General features: G+C 63.4%; 17 protein-coding genes. 10 read left to right on the plus strand and 7 right to left on the minus strand.

Annotated elements, in window-relative coordinates:
* Positions 1–4 precede the first annotated feature (4 nt).
* A complete protein-coding gene (locus OEZ71_RS18675; RefSeq protein ID WP_263741595.1) occupies positions 5–775 on the plus strand; it encodes a beta-keto acid cleavage family enzyme in 771 nt (256 codons plus the stop codon).
* Complete coding sequence (locus OEZ71_RS18680; protein ID WP_263741596.1) at positions 772–2,106, plus strand: aspartate aminotransferase family protein; 1,335 nt, start codon at positions 772–774, stop codon at positions 2,104–2,106. Before OEZ71_RS18675 ends, OEZ71_RS18680 begins: the two co-directional genes overlap by 4 nt.
* A gap of 24 nt (positions 2,107–2,130) precedes the next feature.
* Here the strand turns inward: OEZ71_RS18680 and OEZ71_RS18685 are convergent, their stop codons facing one another.
* The 3 genes from OEZ71_RS18685 to OEZ71_RS18695 all read right to left on the minus strand — a co-directional run bounded on the left by OEZ71_RS18685 (position 2,131) and on the right by OEZ71_RS18695 (position 5,364).
* Positions 2,131–3,024, minus strand: a complete 894-nt coding sequence (locus OEZ71_RS18685) for a DMT family transporter (protein ID WP_263741597.1) — start codon at positions 3,022–3,024, stop codon at positions 2,131–2,133.
* Positions 3,025–3,112: 88 nt separating this feature from the next.
* A complete protein-coding gene (locus OEZ71_RS18690; protein ID WP_263741598.1) occupies positions 3,113–4,315 on the minus strand; it encodes a winged helix-turn-helix domain-containing protein in 1,203 nt (400 codons plus the stop codon).
* Positions 4,312–5,364 (minus strand): dipeptidase, encoded by a 1,053-nt coding sequence (locus OEZ71_RS18695; RefSeq protein WP_263741600.1) that lies wholly within the window; start codon positions 5,362–5,364, stop codon positions 4,312–4,314. Before OEZ71_RS18695 ends, OEZ71_RS18690 begins: the two co-directional genes overlap by 4 nt.
* Positions 5,365–5,616: 252 nt before the next feature.
* Here OEZ71_RS18695 and OEZ71_RS18700 point away from each other — a divergent pair, with 252 nt between their 5' ends.
* On the plus strand, positions 5,617–6,387 hold the full coding sequence (locus tag OEZ71_RS18700) for a FadR/GntR family transcriptional regulator (RefSeq protein WP_263741601.1): 771 nt from the start codon (positions 5,617–5,619) through the stop codon (positions 6,385–6,387).
* A 3-nt stretch (positions 6,388–6,390) separates the two neighbouring features.
* Entirely contained in the window at positions 6,391–6,906 is a 516-nt protein-coding gene (locus tag OEZ71_RS18705; RefSeq protein WP_263741602.1) for a protein-tyrosine phosphatase family protein, read from the plus strand.
* Here OEZ71_RS18705 and OEZ71_RS18710 read toward each other — a convergent pair.
* The gene (locus OEZ71_RS18710) at positions 6,903–7,652 is read right to left on the minus strand and encodes a GNAT family N-acetyltransferase (RefSeq protein ID WP_263741603.1); all 750 of its coding nucleotides are present in this window, start codon (positions 7,650–7,652) and stop codon (positions 6,903–6,905) included. The two genes, OEZ71_RS18705 and OEZ71_RS18710, sit on opposite strands and share 4 nt — an antisense overlap.
* A gap of 105 nt (positions 7,653–7,757) precedes the next feature.
* Here OEZ71_RS18710 and msrB point away from each other — a divergent pair, with 105 nt between their 5' ends.
* On the plus strand, positions 7,758–8,153 hold the full coding sequence (msrB, locus tag OEZ71_RS18715; protein ID WP_263741604.1) for a peptide-methionine (R)-S-oxide reductase MsrB: 396 nt from the start codon (positions 7,758–7,760) through the stop codon (positions 8,151–8,153).
* Between the two features lie 57 nt (positions 8,154–8,210).
* Here msrB and OEZ71_RS18720 read toward each other — a convergent pair whose 3' ends face one another.
* The gene (locus OEZ71_RS18720) at positions 8,211–9,890 is read right to left on the minus strand and encodes a BTAD domain-containing putative transcriptional regulator (protein ID WP_263741605.1); all 1,680 of its coding nucleotides are present in this window, start codon (positions 9,888–9,890) and stop codon (positions 8,211–8,213) included.
* A gap of 195 nt (positions 9,891–10,085) precedes the next feature.
* Here OEZ71_RS18720 and OEZ71_RS18725 point away from each other — a divergent pair, with 195 nt between their 5' ends.
* Positions 10,086–10,361, plus strand: a complete 276-nt coding sequence (locus tag OEZ71_RS18725; RefSeq protein ID WP_263741606.1) for a DUF4242 domain-containing protein — start codon at positions 10,086–10,088, stop codon at positions 10,359–10,361.
* Positions 10,362–10,923: 562 nt separating this feature from the next.
* On the opposite strand, the gene OEZ71_RS18730 is transcribed toward OEZ71_RS18725, so the two are convergent.
* Positions 10,924–11,334 carry a DUF3052 domain-containing protein gene (locus OEZ71_RS18730; RefSeq protein ID WP_263741607.1) on the minus strand — a complete coding sequence of 137 codons (411 nt, stop codon included), beginning with the start codon at positions 11,332–11,334 and terminating at the stop codon, positions 10,924–10,926.
* Position 11,335: 1 nt separating this feature from the next.
* Positions 11,336–12,154 (minus strand): sulfotransferase family protein, encoded by an 819-nt coding sequence (locus OEZ71_RS18735; RefSeq protein WP_263741608.1) that lies wholly within the window; start codon positions 12,152–12,154, stop codon positions 11,336–11,338.
* Between the two features lie 151 nt (positions 12,155–12,305).
* On the opposite strand from OEZ71_RS18735, the gene OEZ71_RS18740 reads away from it, so the two are divergent.
* From OEZ71_RS18740 to OEZ71_RS18755, 4 genes are all read left to right on the plus strand, one after another.
* Positions 12,306–13,883 carry a beta-1,6-N-acetylglucosaminyltransferase gene (locus tag OEZ71_RS18740; RefSeq protein ID WP_263741609.1) on the plus strand — a complete coding sequence of 526 codons (1,578 nt, stop codon included), beginning with the start codon at positions 12,306–12,308 and terminating at the stop codon, positions 13,881–13,883.
* Positions 13,884–13,891: 8 nt separating this feature from the next.
* Positions 13,892–14,275, plus strand: a complete 384-nt coding sequence (locus OEZ71_RS18745; RefSeq protein WP_263741610.1) for an HIT domain-containing protein — start codon at positions 13,892–13,894, stop codon at positions 14,273–14,275.
* A 71-nt stretch (positions 14,276–14,346) separates the two neighbouring features.
* Positions 14,347–14,532 (plus strand): zinc-finger domain-containing protein, encoded by a 186-nt coding sequence (locus tag OEZ71_RS18750; protein WP_263741611.1) that lies wholly within the window; start codon positions 14,347–14,349, stop codon positions 14,530–14,532.
* Positions 14,533–14,653: 121 nt separating this feature from the next.
* Positions 14,654–15,955: a c-type cytochrome gene (locus tag OEZ71_RS18755; protein ID WP_263741612.1), complete on the plus strand. Its 1,302-nt coding sequence runs from the start codon at positions 14,654–14,656 to the stop codon at positions 15,953–15,955.
* Positions 15,956–16,091 lie beyond the last annotated feature (136 nt).

The following is a 16,091-nucleotide window of genomic DNA, read 5'->3' on the forward strand; positions in this document are numbered from 1 at the left end:
GGTTATGGCACCGGCTTTCATCATGGTGGCCCCGACGGGTGCGCGGCGGACACCGGCGGACCATCCGGCACTGCCGGTCACGCTTCCCGATATCGTTGAGACTGCCCGCGCCTGCCATGCCGCCGGGGCGGCGGCCCTGCACCTGCATATCCGCGACGATCAGGGCGTCCATTCGCTCGATCCGGGCCGATACCGCGAAACTTTGGCAGAGCTCGCCCGGACAGTGCCGACGATGCGTGTTCAGGTAACGACGGAATCGGCGGGGATCTTCTCCGTCGGGGATCAGCTCGCGACCCTTACCGCATTGCACCCCGAATGGGTCAGCCTTTCGATCCGCGAGGTCGCGCGGGAGCCGGAACTCGCCGACAGGGTCTATGGCACCTGCGCGGCTGCCGGGACGGAGATCCAGCATATCCTCTACGATACCGACGATATCCGCCTGCTAACCGAGTGGACGTCGAAGGGCATCGTGCGACCGGACCAGACGAGCGTCATCCTCGTCCTTGGGCGCTACAGCGCCGGGCAGGTGTCCAACCCGGCCGATCTTCCCCCGTTTCACGCGCAACTGTCGACCGGGCACCGCTGGATGCTGTGCGCCTTCGGTGCGCGGGAGCATGAATGCCTACGCGCGGCGCATGCGCTTGGCGGTGATCTTCGGGTCGGTTTCGAAAACAGCCTGACGGATGCAACAGGAACGCCCCATGCGTCGAATGCCGCATCCGTTGCCGCACTGATCGCATCTCTTGGCCAACAGACCGAAAGGAACACGGTATGAGCCACGTTTTCCCCCGCCATTGCCACGGCACCTTTCCTACCGCGACCGGCGGTGACGGATGCTTTTTGATCGACGCAAGCGGAAAGCGCTATTTTGACGGATCGGGGGGCGCTGCGGTGTCCTGCCTCGGTCATTCGAACGAGCGGGTGAAGCAGGCGATCAAGGACCAGGTCGACCAGCTCGCCTTTGCCCATACGGGCTTCTTCACCTCCGAGCCCGCCGAAGAGCTTGCCGATCTTCTGATCGCGAATGCGCCGGGCGATCTTGACCGGGTTTATTTCGTTTCGGGCGGGTCCGAGGCGACCGAAGCTGCGATCAAGCTGGCGCGCCAGTACTTCGTCGAGCGGGGCGAGCCGCAGCGCCGCCACCTGATCGCGCGGCGGCAAAGCTATCACGGCAACACGCTTGGCGCGCTGGCCGCAGGCGGTAACGAATGGCGGCGCCAGCAATTCGCGCCGCTACTGATCGAGGTAAGCCACATCGCGCCCTGTTACGAATATGTCGAGCGGGCAGAGGATGAGACGCCGGAAGACTACGGGTATCGGGCCGCGCAGGAATTGGAGAAAGAAATCCTGCGGCTGGGACCGGATACGGTCATGGCGTTCATGGCCGAGCCGGTCGTGGGCGCAACCATGGGTGCCGTGCCGCCCGCGCCCGGTTATTTCACGCGCATCCGCGAGATCTGCGACAAATACGGGGTTCTCCTGATCCTCGACGAGGTCATGTGCGGGATGGGGCGGACCGGCCATCTGTTCGCCTGCGAGGCCGAGGGCATTGCCCCCGATATCCTCTGCATCGCCAAGGGGCTGGGCGCCGGGTATCAGCCGATCGGGGCCATGCTGTGTTCTTCCGGTGTTTACGACACGATCGCGGGCGGTACGGGGTTCTTCCAGCACGGTCATACCTATATCGGCCATCCGGTCGCCGCGGCCGCGGGTCTGGCGGTGGTGCGGGAGCTTCTCGACCGGGGATTGGTGGCGCAGGCGCGTGAACGGGGAATGTACCTTGGCGAACAGCTCCGCGCGCGGTTCGCCCAGCATCCGCATGTCGGCGATATCCGCGGACGCGGCATGTTCTGGGGGCTGGAATTCGTCGCCGACCGCGACACCAAGACACCCTTCGATCCAAAGCTGGGGGTCGCCGGGAAACTGAAAAAGGCCGCCTTTGCAGAGGGACTGATCTGTTACCCGATGCCGGGGACGCGCGATGGCAAGCATGGCGATCACGTCCTCCTCGCGCCGCCGTTCATCGCCTCGGAAGCGGAGCTTTCGGATGCGCTGGATGCGCTCGGGCGGGCGATTTCGACGGTGATCGGGGCTGCCACCGCGTGACGCGGATAGTGAGCTGGGTCGGTTCTAGGTTGTAAGTGCAGGCGGTCTGTGGCGCATGCCGGTGGCGGCATTGAAAGCGATGGCGGCAAGCAGGATGGCTCCGCCGACGAAGGTTCCGGTGCTCGCGCTTTCGGCGAGGATCAGCCAGACCCAGACCGGGGCCAGCATCACTTCGACCATGGCCAGAAGACCAAGCTCGGCCGCCCCGACCACCCGGCTGCCGACGGTGTAGATCGACAGGCCGAAAGCCAAAAGGGCGGCCCCCATCAGCATCGCGATGGCGATGGAGCGGGGGGGCAGGGCGAAGCTTTCACCGCGCGCGGCGATCACGGCACCCGCGACGATCACCGACAGGACCCCGCCGATCAGGACCGAGGGCAGCATATTGGCGACCCGTCCCCAGCGGAGCGCAATGGTGAAGGCCGAAAACCCAGCAGCCGAAGCGATGGCCGCAAGGTTGCCCCAGCCTGCGCCGATGGCGAGCCCCTCGCGCACCATCACGAACATGCCGATCCCGGCGAGTGCGATGGCGCCCCAGGTGGCACGGCGGACCGGTTCCTTCAGCACGAGCCAGGCCATGATGGCGGTGAAGAGGGGTGCTGCGGCGAAGAGGAAGACGGCATTGGCAACCGTGGTGGCCTGAATGGCATAGATCGCGCCCGCGAAGGCGAAGACGAGCCCCGTACCGCCGATGACGCCGGGCAGGCCTGCCGTTCGGATCCGCGCAATAGGATGGCCGCCCGACCGGATCGTGACCGTCAAAAACAGGACCGGGGCCATGCCGAGCGACCGGTAAAAGAGCACCTGCCACGTTCCTGCATCGCCCAGCATGCGGATCGCGAGCCCCATGAGCGACCAGAGCACGGCCGCGAAAAGCACGAGCCCGACGCCCGTCCGGTAGCTGATTTCCCGTTCCATCCGCGTCTCCCTTTGGGCGCAGACTGGGCGGTGGGCGGGCGCTGCGTCTGTTCCGTTGCCGACCTCGTTCGGCGTCGGTTTCGGGCGCTCAGCCCCGCAGCCATCCATCGGCGAAGCTGAGGCCGCGGCAGTCGGTGAACTGACCAAGGCGCGTCAGTTCAGCCTCAAGCCGTGCCAGCCGTCCCGCGCCCATCCTGACGCCCGGCTCGGGCCAGAACGCGCGGATGGCCAACACACCTTCCCCCCGCTGGCACTTCGCGTCGATCCGGCCGATCAGCCGGTCGCGCTCCATCACCGGGAAGACGTAATAGCCGTATTGCCGCTTGGGTTCCGGCACGAAAACCTCGATCCGGTAGAAAAAGCCGAAGAGCCGCTCGGCCCTTTTGCGGTCGCGCAAAGCCGGGTCGAAGGGCGAGAGGATGCGGATGCGGTTCGGGGGTTCCGGCACCGCCGACGCCTCTTCGGCAAGGCCGGGCCGGGCGAAGGAGCGGCGGAGCGCGCCGCCCGCGCCTTCGATCTGCACCTCCTCGATCGCGCCGCGTTTCAGGGTGGCCACGCACCAGTCCTTTGCTTCGGTTGGCGTGATCAGGTCCCAGAAGGCCGCGATTTCCCCGGACGTGGCGAAACCCAGGCGATCAAGCGCGGCGTTGCAGGCCCAGTCCACGGTCGCGGCCTCTCCCGGATCGGGCAGGGCGTGATGGTCGGGCAGGACGCGTTCGGTCAGGTCGTAGATCTTGGCAAAGTTCCGGCGGTGGCAGATCGACAACTCCCCCGACCGCCAGAGATATTCGAGTGCGGTTTTCGACGGGTGCCATTCCCACCAGCCGCCCTTGCCGCGTTTTTCGTCTTCGCCCACATCGCCCGACCCGCAACGGCCGTTTTCGCGCACATGGGTCAGCACGTCCTCGACCTTCCCGTGAAACTCCGACCCGTGCCAATTGGCCCAGCGGGCGCGGATGCGGTTGGCATCGCGGTTGAAGCGCAGTTTCCAATAGGGAAAGAAGTCGGCCGGAATGACCGAGGCATCATGCGTCCAGTGTTCGAAAAGCGATCTTTCCTTTTCGAGAAGCACCGCGAGGTTCCGTGGCCGGTAGCTTTGCCGCCGCGACCAGAGGATCATGTGATGCGCGCGTTCGACCGTGTTGATGCTGTCGATCTGCACGAAGCCGAGCCGGTGGATGAGCGAGAGAAGGTCCGCCCCCTTTGCCGGTCCCGATGGTGGTTCGATCAGCGCATGGCGGTCAAGAAAAAGTCTGCTTGCGGCTTGATTGTCGAGAACCGGCAGGTTCATTCGCCCCATGTCCGTTCAAGCACCCTCAGCCAGTTTTCATGCGCGATCTTCGTGATCAGGGCCTCGTCATAGTCATGCGCCTTTAGTGTTTCGATCAGACGGGGCAGGCCCGCCGCATCGCCAATTGCCTTTGGCACGGACACCCCGTCGAAATCCGAACCGAGACCGACGCGGGTTTCGCCAAGATGTTCCAGAAGGTGGTCTAGATGCCGCAGGAGCGGGTCCCAGCCTTCGAACGAGGCATTCCTGCCGTCCGGATTCAGAAAGACGGTGCCGAAATTGAGGCCGACCATGCCGTCGCTTTCCCGGATCATCGCGAGCTGGCGGTCCGTCAGGTTGCGGGTGGACGGGGTGACGGCGTAGGCATTGGAATGGGTGGCGACGAGCGGCGAGTCGGAGATCGCGGCGATGTCGTTGAAGCCTTTTTCGTTAAGGTGACTGAGGTCGATCATGATCTTCAGCGCGTTGCATTCCCTGATGAGCCGCTTGCCCGTCTCGGTCAGTCCATCACCGGTATCGGGCGAGCCGGGGAAACGGAACGGAACGCCATGACCGAAGATCGTCGGGCGCGACCAGACCGGCCCGACCGACCGCAGGCCTACCCCATGCCACACATGCAGCGCGTCGAGGTCCTCGCCAATGGCTTCCGCCCCTTCGAAATGCAGGATGGCGGCGATGCGACCCGTCGCCATCGCGGCGCGGATATCCGCAACGCTGCGGCAGATGGTCAATTTGTCCGTGCGTTCCATCCACATCAGATGCCCGATCTTGGCGGCCGCGACCGGCTGCGCCACCGTCGCGCCGATGGGTTTCGGCAGGTCGAGGTCGTAGGGCGGGTTGTTCATCAGCGCTTCGTAATCCGTCGTGTCATTCTCATCATGAGACGGGATGTAGACGGCGAAAAACCCGCCCGCGAAGCCGCCGGCCTTCATCCGTGGCAGGTCGAGATGGCCCTTGCCGTTGCCCTTGAGCCAGATGGTTTCACGGTCTTCGGGATTTTCCAGAAGACGCAGGAGGAAGTCGTTGTGGCCGTCGAAAACCGGGATCATGACAGTGTCTCTCCTCGCGCGTGGTCAGGCAAAGGTTCGCCTTTCCGTCGATCAAGGGCAAGCCCGCCTTGCCGATGAAATCTCGGTATTGTCAGCATCGGAGCTTTGCGGGCGTTCACCCGGGCGAAGTGGAGCGCCCAACAAGGCCGGCGAGCGGGGCTCTACGCCGACTTACGACCGATCGCTTCTGGCCTTTCCCATTGCCCCTCCGCTCGTGCGGTCATATGACTTGACCAATTGACGAGGACCGCCATGCCCTTCCGCAAGATCGAGCCCGAGAAACTTTCCGACACCGTCGCTCGCCAGATCGAAAGCCTGATCCTTCACGGCATCCTGCGCCCGGGCGAGAGGCTACCCTCGGAACGCGAGTTGTCGGAACGGCTCGGCGTCTCGCGCCCCTCGCTCCGCGACGCGGTATCGGCGTTGCAAGAGGTCGGCCTCCTGGCGACACGCGCCGGATCGGGCATCTTTGTCGCCGAGGTCCTCGGTTCAGCCTTCTCGCCCGCCCTCATCGACCTCTTCGCCCGGCACGAGGATGCAGTCTTCGACTATCTCGATTTCCGCCGCGATCTTGAGGGGCTGGCCGCTGAACGAGCCGCCCGCCTTGCCTCGGACACCGACCTCTCGGTTGTCGCCGAGATATTTGCCAAGATGGAAGCCGCGCATCTGAAGCGCGACCCATCGGACGAGGCGCGGCTTGATGCCGAATTCCACATGGCGATCATCGAGGCCAGCCACAACGTCGTCATGCTGCACATGATGCGCTCCATGTTCGACCTTTTGCGGCAAGGGGTCTTCTACAACCGCAAGGTCATGTTCAAGCAGCGCATGACCCGGGGTACCCTGCTCGATCAGCACCGGGCCATCAATGACGCGCTTCAGGCCCGCAATTCCGAAGCGGCCCGGGGCGCCGTCGAGGCGCATCTCAGCTTTGTCCGCCAGGCGCTGGAGGATGATCTGAAGGCCGATCGGAACGAAAGGCTGGCGCAGCTTCGGTTCGAACATGAAAAAGAGCGGGGCTGAGCGGTGTCCGCCAACCGTCCGGCCAACAGGGACTTCGGCATTTTCGAAGTCGAGGCGGGCGGCGGACGGCTTGCGCTCTGCCCGATGCCGGGGCGATACGGCGACTATCCCGGCGACCTTCAAACGATCCTCGGTTGGGGTCCGGGTCTCGTCCTGACCATGGCGACGGGATCGGAGCTAGCGGCATACGGGGCCGCCACCCTGTCCGTGGACCTCGCCAACCGTGGCATCGAATGGCGCCATCTGCCGGTCGAGGATTTCAGCGCCGAAAGTGCGGCTTTGCGCGACGGCTGGGCCGGTGTCTCGCGTGAGGCGCGGACCCTGCTTTCGGATGGCGGTCGCGTGCTCACCCATTGCCTTGGTGGGTGCGGGCGTTCCGGCATGGCAGTCCTGCGGATCATGACCGAACTCGGCGAAGCCGCCGATGCCGCGCTCACTCGCCTCCGCACCATCCGCCCCTGCGCGGTCGAGACCGCGGCGCAAAGGCTCTGGGCCGCAGGCGGCGCCACACAGCGCTAGACCGGCCCGGACTCGGCCACCATCCGCAGGCTGCGGGCGCGGGCGGCGGGCACCTTGTCCACCTCCAGCCCGGTGAAGACATGCAGCGTTCCCAACTCGCGGTCGATCACCGCGTGATCGCCGACCCAGCCACCCATGCCAACATAGGCCCTGAGAAGCGGTGGCAGGGTCCGCAAGGCCATCCCCGGATCGGGCTCGGCCGCCCCCGCCTCCGCAAGCGCCACGGTCTCGGTCGCGCGGCGGCCCGGTCGACGGTCAGGTGGTGCAAGATGACGGTTGGCAAGCCAGCCGAACGCATCGCGATAGATCGCGGCCTCGGTCCCGGCAAAGGACGAACAGCCGAACAAGAGCCCCGCCGACATCGCATCGACCTCTGCCGTGATCGCACCCCAGGCAAGGCGCAGGATATCGGGGTCGCGCTGGCCGGGCGCGAGGCAAAATCGCCCCAGTTCCAGCATCGGCCGGTCAAGCCGTTCCAGTACCGAAAGGTCGTAGACCTGCGCCGAATAGCTCCGGCCAATCTCGCGCCCGGAACCGAGCGGCATCAGCCGGAACGTCGCGACCAGCGCCCCGCTTTCCGCCTCTTCGATCAGGACATGGCGGCAGAGCGGGTCGAACCGGTCCGCGTCGCGCACGCCGACAGTACCGCCAAGGAAGGCCTGACCGCGCAACACCTGCGCCCGTTCGACGTCCCCCCCGCTCCCGGCCAGCCGGGCCAGATACCGACCCCGTCGCATCGGCTGCATTTTTCGGCACTCTCCCGCTTGGCTGACGGCACGGCCTGCCCTACATATCAACCCAGTCGTTGTAACGCGTTTTCGCGGCTTGGTGGAATGGAATGGAGGACGCCGATGGCCGAAAAGATCGAGAAAACTGACGAGGAATGGCGCGCCCAGCTTTCCGACCTTGCCTACAAGGTGACGCGCAAACACGCGACCGAACGCGCCTTCTCGCATGACGACTTCCCCAAGGGGCCCGCGACCTTTCATTGCGTCTGCTGCGGCCAGCCGCTCTTCGACGCCGAGACCAAGTTCGATTCCGGCACCGGCTGGCCCAGCTTCTACAAGCCGATGGACGGCGAGGCGGTCGGCGAAGCGGAAGACCGCAGCTGGTTCATGCGCCGGACCGAGGTCCATTGCGCCGCCTGCGACGCCCATCTCGGCCATGTCTTCCCCGACGGCCCGAAACCGACCGGCCTGCGCTATTGCATCAACGGCGTGGCGCTCGATCACCGCCCGAAGGAATAGCCGGCCTGTATCGCTGACGACACCGACATTGACGGCCCGAACCGATTGCAGCGCCGGCTATGCGGACCGGTGTGACTGGTTCAAAGCCGCCGTCGCGAATTCGAGGTGGCCGTCGGCATGCGTTCTGGCGACAATGGGCAGCAACTGGCGGGCCAGGGCGGCGGCCCCCCGATCATCACCGGCCTTCCTTGCCAAACGCACCTGATCGGAAATTATCTCGACCAACAGCCCCGCATAACGATCGGTGACCGAACAGCACCGCTCGCGCGCGTGAATGAGCCATCTGTCGGCCGCTTTGTATTCGCCGGAATAGACATCGACCAGAGCGAGCGCCCGTGCCGCAGCGGCCTGCCAGCAGGGATCGGCCAGTTGGTTGCTGACCGCCAGCGCTTCTTCGAGATCAGCCCGCGTCGTGTTGCCGATCTCGTGAATGGCCAGTCTGGCTTCGGCAAGGATTGCAACCGGCCATGGCCGGAAGGCCAGCCAGTTGATGTCATCGCACAGCCTCAGGCACCGAAGAAGCCAGTCCCGCGCCGTCTCCGGACGTCCGGCCCGCAACAGACCCCAGGCTCCGATGCCCAGCGCCCAGATCTCGCGTCGCCGGTTCTCCGCCCGACGCGCGAAGTCGAGCGATCGCTCAAAGTGTGAAACCCCCAGCTCCACCCGCCCCCAATCGACGAGATTGAAGCCCATGAAGGCGTGAATGCCTGCCTGGCGCTCGTCATTACCATGTGCATGCGTCAAGGCCTCCGCCAGGTAATCAGCAGCAGACGGGCGCCGGCCCGCAAGGGCGTCACAATATCCCAGTTCGCACAGGGCCTCTGCCGCGACATCCGACGACCCTATCCTGACGGCGATATCGGCGGCCTGCTGCAGTGTCAGCGCACCTTCATCGTCAAATCCGCGACAGGCATGGATGAGCGAGGTGCCAAGCTGTTCCAGCGCGCGCGCCTGAAGATGCTCATCCCCCGCCTTTTCAGCGTCTGCCGCGGCGCGGCGCAGGCAATCAAGCCCTGCATCCACCGCACCGGCCGCGACGGCCGCCTTGCCGGATTTGATCAGGGCGTCGATGATGGCGGTCTTCGAAACCCCGTGCGGCGGGTCGGTTACCGTCTTTCGGGCGGCGGCACGCAGGGCCGGGGTCGGCTTCTCACCGGTCTGCTTCAGAAAACGCGCCTCCGTTGCTTCCGCATGCGCGACCGCCGCAGCAATGTCGCCCGCGGCGGCGAGGCATTTGACCAGAATGATGTGTCCCGACTCGTCCAGCGGGCGGCAGCGCACGCCACGCTCCGCTAGACTGCGCGCACGAACATGGTCTCCCGCCGACAGCGCGCGCATCGATTGCCGCCGCAGACATTCGTAAAGCTGGCTGGCGATATGCTCGCGTTCGATCAGCAGCCATGTATCGAAAGCCGCACTCGCGGCGGGTTCCACGCCTTCGAGAAATGAGGTCGGCCCGGCATCTTCGACCTCACCGGATTTCAGTCTCCAGACATCCACATGGGTGTCGGCCGGAAAATTCAGAACGATCGGGTCGCCCTGAAGCGTCTTCGCACCGGTCGCGCGCCGGAGGGATGCAAGACACCAACGCAATGCCCCAAGCGGGTCTTCGGTTTCCGAGAAAATCTCCGCAGCAAGCTCGCGCCGCCCCAATGGCCGGCCAGAGCAGAGCAATCGCGCAAGAACCGCCCAAGGTTGATGGCCGGGCACACCCGTCTCGCTTCCGTCGTCTGCCATGATCCTTGGCCTGCCGATCAGGAATATCTTCACAGCGCCGCGCTCCGCCCAACGTCCCGCGCCAACCATAGCACGGCAACCGTGTGGGAAACCGTGAGAGTAAAGATTTGGTTTTTTTTGTTTGCATCACACGTCTCGCGAAACGCCGCTGCCGCAGGCTTGGTAACAGGCATCTAACCGAGGAAAGGAAAGAACATGCCGATGTTTCTGGTCGAAAGGAATATTCCGGGCGCCGACACCCTGACGCAGGAAGAACTGCGCGACATCTCGGCGAAGTCGAACAAGGTAGTGGCGGGCCTTGGCGTGCCGTATGTCTGGCACCAGACCTATGCGGCGGGCGACAAGCTTTACTGCATCCATGAGGCGGATAACGCCGAGGCGATCTACGCCCATGCCAAGAACGGCGGATTTCCCGCCGACCTCGTGGCCGAGATCAAGAACATCTTCGGGCCGAAGACAGCAGCGGCCTAAAGGCACCATGAACGACAGGGGCGCCGGCCTTTACCGGCGTCCTCTGCAACCTGGGCCGTGGCGGTCATCGTTACTCATTTCATTCGGATCGGCGTTTGGCCCGAAGCCAACCGGCCTGCGTTGCAGCATCAACGGCGGGGTGCTGGACCACCGCCAGAATGAATGGCGGATCGAGAAGGCGCGTGAGATGGTCGGTTTTGCGGGGCAAACCAGCCTCGGAGATGTCAGGGCTGAACGGCCGCTCTGCGCGCTTTGCTTCGCCGAGGGATCTGCCTCATGCACCAACCCATCTTGAGCCTGGTCCGCATCGCGCTTGCAGTGGTGGCAAGCCGGTGCCGCTGAATTCGGGCGGCGCTTGGACTCGTGTGTAGAAGCCTCGAGGACGGAAACGACCTACCGCGCCAATGCTTGCCTCAGATGGATCATTTTGGACCAAAAAGTCCCTTCCTCCGTGAAGGGATGACGCGGAAGTGAGTGGCGAAATACAACCCGCCCACTTGTTGCTTCCGCCGGAATTTCCCGGCCGGTCGCTTTGTTTCGGCCAGATGACATGAGGCTGCGGCTACCTTAACTCCTTGCGGATGACCAGCTTCAGTCCCGACCAGACCTCGTCCACCGCGCAGACCTTGATGTCGACAAGCCCCATGGGCAGGCAGATTTCACGCACAGTGTCCTCGGTCACTTCCGAATAGCGTTTCGACGCTTTCTTCGGCCAACTCACCCAGACCATGCCATCGGGCGCGATCCGGTGTCGCGCCTCTGGCAGCCGCCGCTGCAACTCGTCTCGGAAGGGGGTGAAGATGTGAAGGAAGGCGAGGTCGCCGGGCAGGGCCGCATCGGTGCCGATTTCTTCCGGTGCGGCGTCGATCCCCAGCGTTTCGGCATAGGGCCAGGGCGGGTTCACGACCGCCGCTTTCATCCCGGGCTTGATGCCGAGTTTCTTTGCAAGAGGCGTGCCGGAATAACCTGCCATCTCAGTTCGCGAGTTTGACATGGACCTCGTTGAGGTCGATCTCGCCCACCGGCATCTTGTTGGCCGGGTTATCGAAATCGTAGCGGAACAGCTGGAAGTCCTTGTGGTAGATCTCCCACATCAGGTGCATCGAGAGGTCGTCGAAATAATCCTCCACCGGATGCGCCCGCTTCGGCCCGTGGCCTTCGCTTTCGTTGAACTTCGGAATGTCTTTCAGGATCACGGCCTGCTTCGTCTCAATGTTGTCGAGCACGCTTTGCATGCCGTCATTGAACTTCTCGGTGAAGACGATGTTGTCGTAGCGCCCGCCGCTGGAAATGAAGGTGCCGATATGTCCCGACATGGCGGACCAGTGGATGTCGGGTTCCATCGGCTTGCGCCAGCGGATCGTGTCGCGGGCAAATAGAAGGAAACGGCGGAAGGACTTGATCTGGTCAAACTCAAAGCCGTTTTCCGGGTCGCCGACCTCGATCCCGTATTTCTGGATCAGAAGTGGCACGAGGTTGCCGCGATAGCGTTTGCCGTTGCGCTGAATGCCGCAGATCTTGTCGAAGAAGGACGACAGGATGCGGGTATAGGGATTGCGCACGCAGGTGAAGGCATAGCTCTTATGGGCGGCCACATTCGCCTCGATCAGCCGCTGGCTCTGTTCCTGCGCCCATTTGTGCAGACCCGCGGTCGAATCGTGGATATCGCCATCGAAAAAGGTGCCGTGATCGGAATAGAACATGATCTGGCCAATCGTGGAGCAGGCGCATTTCGGCACCACGCGATAGACCACGCTTTCACTTTCCGTCATCCAGGTGCCGGGAAAACCCATGTAACGCTTACCTCCAACGTGCCCGCACGCAACCGGGCACTATCCTGCACGACAATTACGGCCTAAAGAGCAAAGAAACACTGTCTTTTCAACGGCAGATAAAGCTATCTGGGGCAACAAAAACGGCAAGAAGGGCCTCATCGTTTCGAAAATGGCAAAAATCGCCTTCATTCTCCTGTGCCACAAGGACCCCGAAGGGATCATCCGGCAAGCCGAGCGGCTGACAGCGGTGGGCGATTGCATGTCGATCCATTTCGATGCGAGCGCGCCGAAATCGGAGTATGACCGCATCCGCAAGGCCCTTGACGGCAACCCCAATGTCACCTTCGCGCGGCGGCGGGTCCGATGCGGCTGGGGGGAATGGAGCCTTGTTCAGGCAACTTTGCACGCGGTCGAAGCGGCGGTATCGGCCTTTCCGGGTGCGACGCATTTCTACATGCTCTCGGGCGATTGCATGGCCATCAAGTCGGCCGAATATGCCCATGATTTCCTCGACAGCGCCGATATCGATTACATCGAGAGCTTTGATTTCTTCGGCTCGGACTGGATCAAGACCGGGATCAAGGAAGAGCGGCTGATCTATCGCCACCTGTTCAACGAACGCAGCAACAAGCGGCTGTTCTACGGCGCGATGGAGCTGCAGAAGCGGCTTGGCTGGCGGCGCAAGATTCCGGCCGACCTGCAGGTCATGATCGGAAGCCAGTGGTGGTGCCTCAGGCGACGGACGATCGAATGGGTGCTGGACTTTACCCGCAAGCGCAAGGACGTGATGCGGTTCTTCCGCACGACATGGATCCCGGATGAGACCTTCTTTCAGACCATCGTCCGCCATGTCGTGCCGGATGCCGAGATCCGCAGCCGGACGCTGACCTTCCTGATGTTTTCCGACTACGGCATGCCGGTCACGTTCTACAACGATCACTATGATCTGCTGCTGGCCCAGGATTTCCTCTTTGCCCGCAAGGTCAGCCCCGAGGCGCGCGAACTGAAGCGGCGGCTTGGGGTTCTCTATGCCTCGGAGGGGACGGAGTTCCGGATTTCGAACGAGGGGCAGCGACTTTACCGCTTCGTGACCGACCGGGGCCGCGAGGGGCGCCGCTATGCGCCGCGGTTCTGGGAGGCCGAGGCGAGCCTCGGGCGCGAGCGCGAGCTTCTGATCGTGATCTGCAAGAAATGGCATGTGGCACGACGGCTGGCCGGGATTGTGCGGCAGGAACTGGACCTTCCTGTCATCGAATATCTGTTCGATGAGGGCAAAACAGAGCTTCCCGATCTCGGGGGCATTCAGTCGACCATTGAAAAACGCACACGGCACCGGCGGGCGCTGATGCGGATGCTGTTTGACTATCACAAGACCGATCGGCTGCTGGTCTGCATGGACCCGAGGAATTTCGAGCTTTTGCAGGATTTCTGCGCCGACCGGGCGACGACGCGGCTGCTGGAGATTCAGTGCCGGTTCTGCGACGACTACCTGACCGGCCATGCGAAGCGGATCGGGCTTGCGGGCGAGCAGGCGGGACCCGAGGCAATGGCGCGGCTCTTGCCGACGATCCGCAACGATCTGCGCCATGAAAGCGACCGGATCGCGGATGCCGGATTTGCCCATCTAAACCGGATGCGCGAAACCGCCGGGCCGGACGAAAACGCCGTGCCTTTGGCGGCGTTTTTGTCTATCCCGGAAGACAAGGCGCGCGCGATCGCGGCAATGGAAAACCTGTTTTCGGACTGAGGACGACTATGGCCTACGCTTACGACGACACCAACATCTTCGCCCGTATCCTGCGCGGCGAAATTCCCAACAAGACGGTGCTGGAGACCGAGCATACGCTGGCCTTCCACGATATCGGCCCGCAGGCGCCGGTGCATGTGCTGGTGATCCCGAAGGGGCCCTATGTGAACTTCGATCATTTCGCGGCCGCGGCCAGCGCCGAGGAGATCGCCGATTTCACCCGCGCGGCGGGCGAGGTCTGCCGGATGATGAAGATTGCACCTGGCGAAGGCGACAATGGCTATCGCACGATCTCGAATGCCGGGACGCATGGTGTGCAGGAGGTGCCGCACTATCACATGCACATCCTTGGCGGCCGGGTTCTCGGCTCGATGCTGAAACGGGTGGATTGACAGGCGGGGCCCGCTTGTCCATCCCCCCGCAATCGCTATCATGCAGCAAATCTTCTGACGGAGTAACGACGATGACCATCCCCGCCCCCGAAACCGAGGTTGTGACCACCTGGAAAGTGGCCTGCGACGGCGGCGAGGGCGCCCTGGGCCATCCGCGCGTCTGGCTGACGATCCCGCACGATACAGGCTTTGTCGAATGCGGCTACTGCGACAAACGCTATGAGATCGACCGCGCCCACGCGCATGACGATCACTGAGGCAGTGTCTCAGAACTCGCGGGCCAGGAACAAAGTACCACTTCCCGGACGAACTGATTGACCGGACCGGCGGAGGAGTCGTTATACTCGCCGCGCGGAAAAGCTGAGGGACGGTCCGGCCATGTGGCGAAGGGGTGAAACCTGCGGCGTATTGGCGGCGGTCCTGTGGATCGCCTCGGTCGGCTTTGGACTGGCGCAGGATTTCTTCACACTCAAAGGCCATGGCGGGCCGGTCAAGGGGATCGCCGTGGGCGCGGACGGTACCATCGTAACCGCGAGTTTTGACAATTCAGTGGGAGTCTGGCGTGATGGCATACCGCAATGGCTGGAAGGCCACGACGCGGCGGTCAATGCCGTAATCTATCCCGGCGAGGGGCGGATCGTGTCGGCCGGCGATGATTTTTCATTGCGACTCTGGGATGACGACGGGGGGCACGTCCTTGGCCGCCATCTTGGCAAGGTGGTGCGGCTTGCGTTGTCGCCCGACGGCACAAGGGTTGCCTCCGCCAGCTGGGACGGGACGGCGCGGATCTGGCCATTGGCAGGCGATGCCCCGCCGGTGGTGATCGAGGGCCATGGGGGGAGCGTCAACGACGCGGTTTTCTCGCCCGATGGAGCGCGGCTTTACACCGCTTCTGCGGATGGGACGATCCGGGTCTGGAATGCGGATACGGGCGAGGCCCTTGGTCAGCTCGTTCATCATGGTTTCGGCGTCAATGCATTGGCCATGGCGGCGGACGGGGCATGGCTCGCCTATGGTGCGGTCGACGGCGGCACGAGGGTTCTGGCCTTGCCGGGGGGCAAGGTGATCGGGGATTTCACGCTCGACCGCCGCCCGATCCTGGCGTTGGCCCATCATCCGGGCAGACAGCGGATCGCGGTGGGCGATGCCGAGGGCTATATCATGATGCTCGACACCGTCGAATGGCGGATCGCGGATGATTTTCGGGCTACATTGAAAGGACCGGTCTGGGCTTTGGTCTTTTCGTTCGACGGCGCGAATATCCATGCCGGCGGGCTCGACAACGCGATGTATAGCTGGCCGGTCGACGATCTCGACGGGGTGAGGATCGAGGATGCCGGTCAGAGTTACCTGACCCCGCCCGAAGAGATGTCGAATGGCGAGAGGCAGTTCCAGCGCAAATGCTCGATCTGCCACACGCTCGGACCCGATGGAGGTCGGCGGGCCGGACCGACGCTGCACGGGCTCTTCGGGCGCAAGGCGGGATCGATGACGGGATATCCTTATTCCGAGCGGCTGGTTCGGGGGGATATCGTCTGGAGTGAAGAGACGGTAGACCAGTTGTTCGATCTTGGACCGGATCACTTCATTCCCGGATCGAAGATGCCGATGCAGCGGATTACAGGGGAAGGGGACCGCGCCGACCTGATTGCGTTTCTGAAAACGGCGACGGCGCAGTAGTGCCGATAGTGGCGACAAGCCGTAGGATCAGGGGTCATATGGGCTCGCTGTGCTGACAAACCGGACGCACGCGAATAACAACCTGGTAGACGGAAACCACGTCATTGTGTACGAATTTCCGAAGTAATTCATCAAT

The organism is Albidovulum litorale (assembly GCF_025751495.1).
Classification (GTDB): Bacteria; Pseudomonadota; Alphaproteobacteria; order Rhodobacterales; family Rhodobacteraceae; genus Albidovulum; species Albidovulum litorale.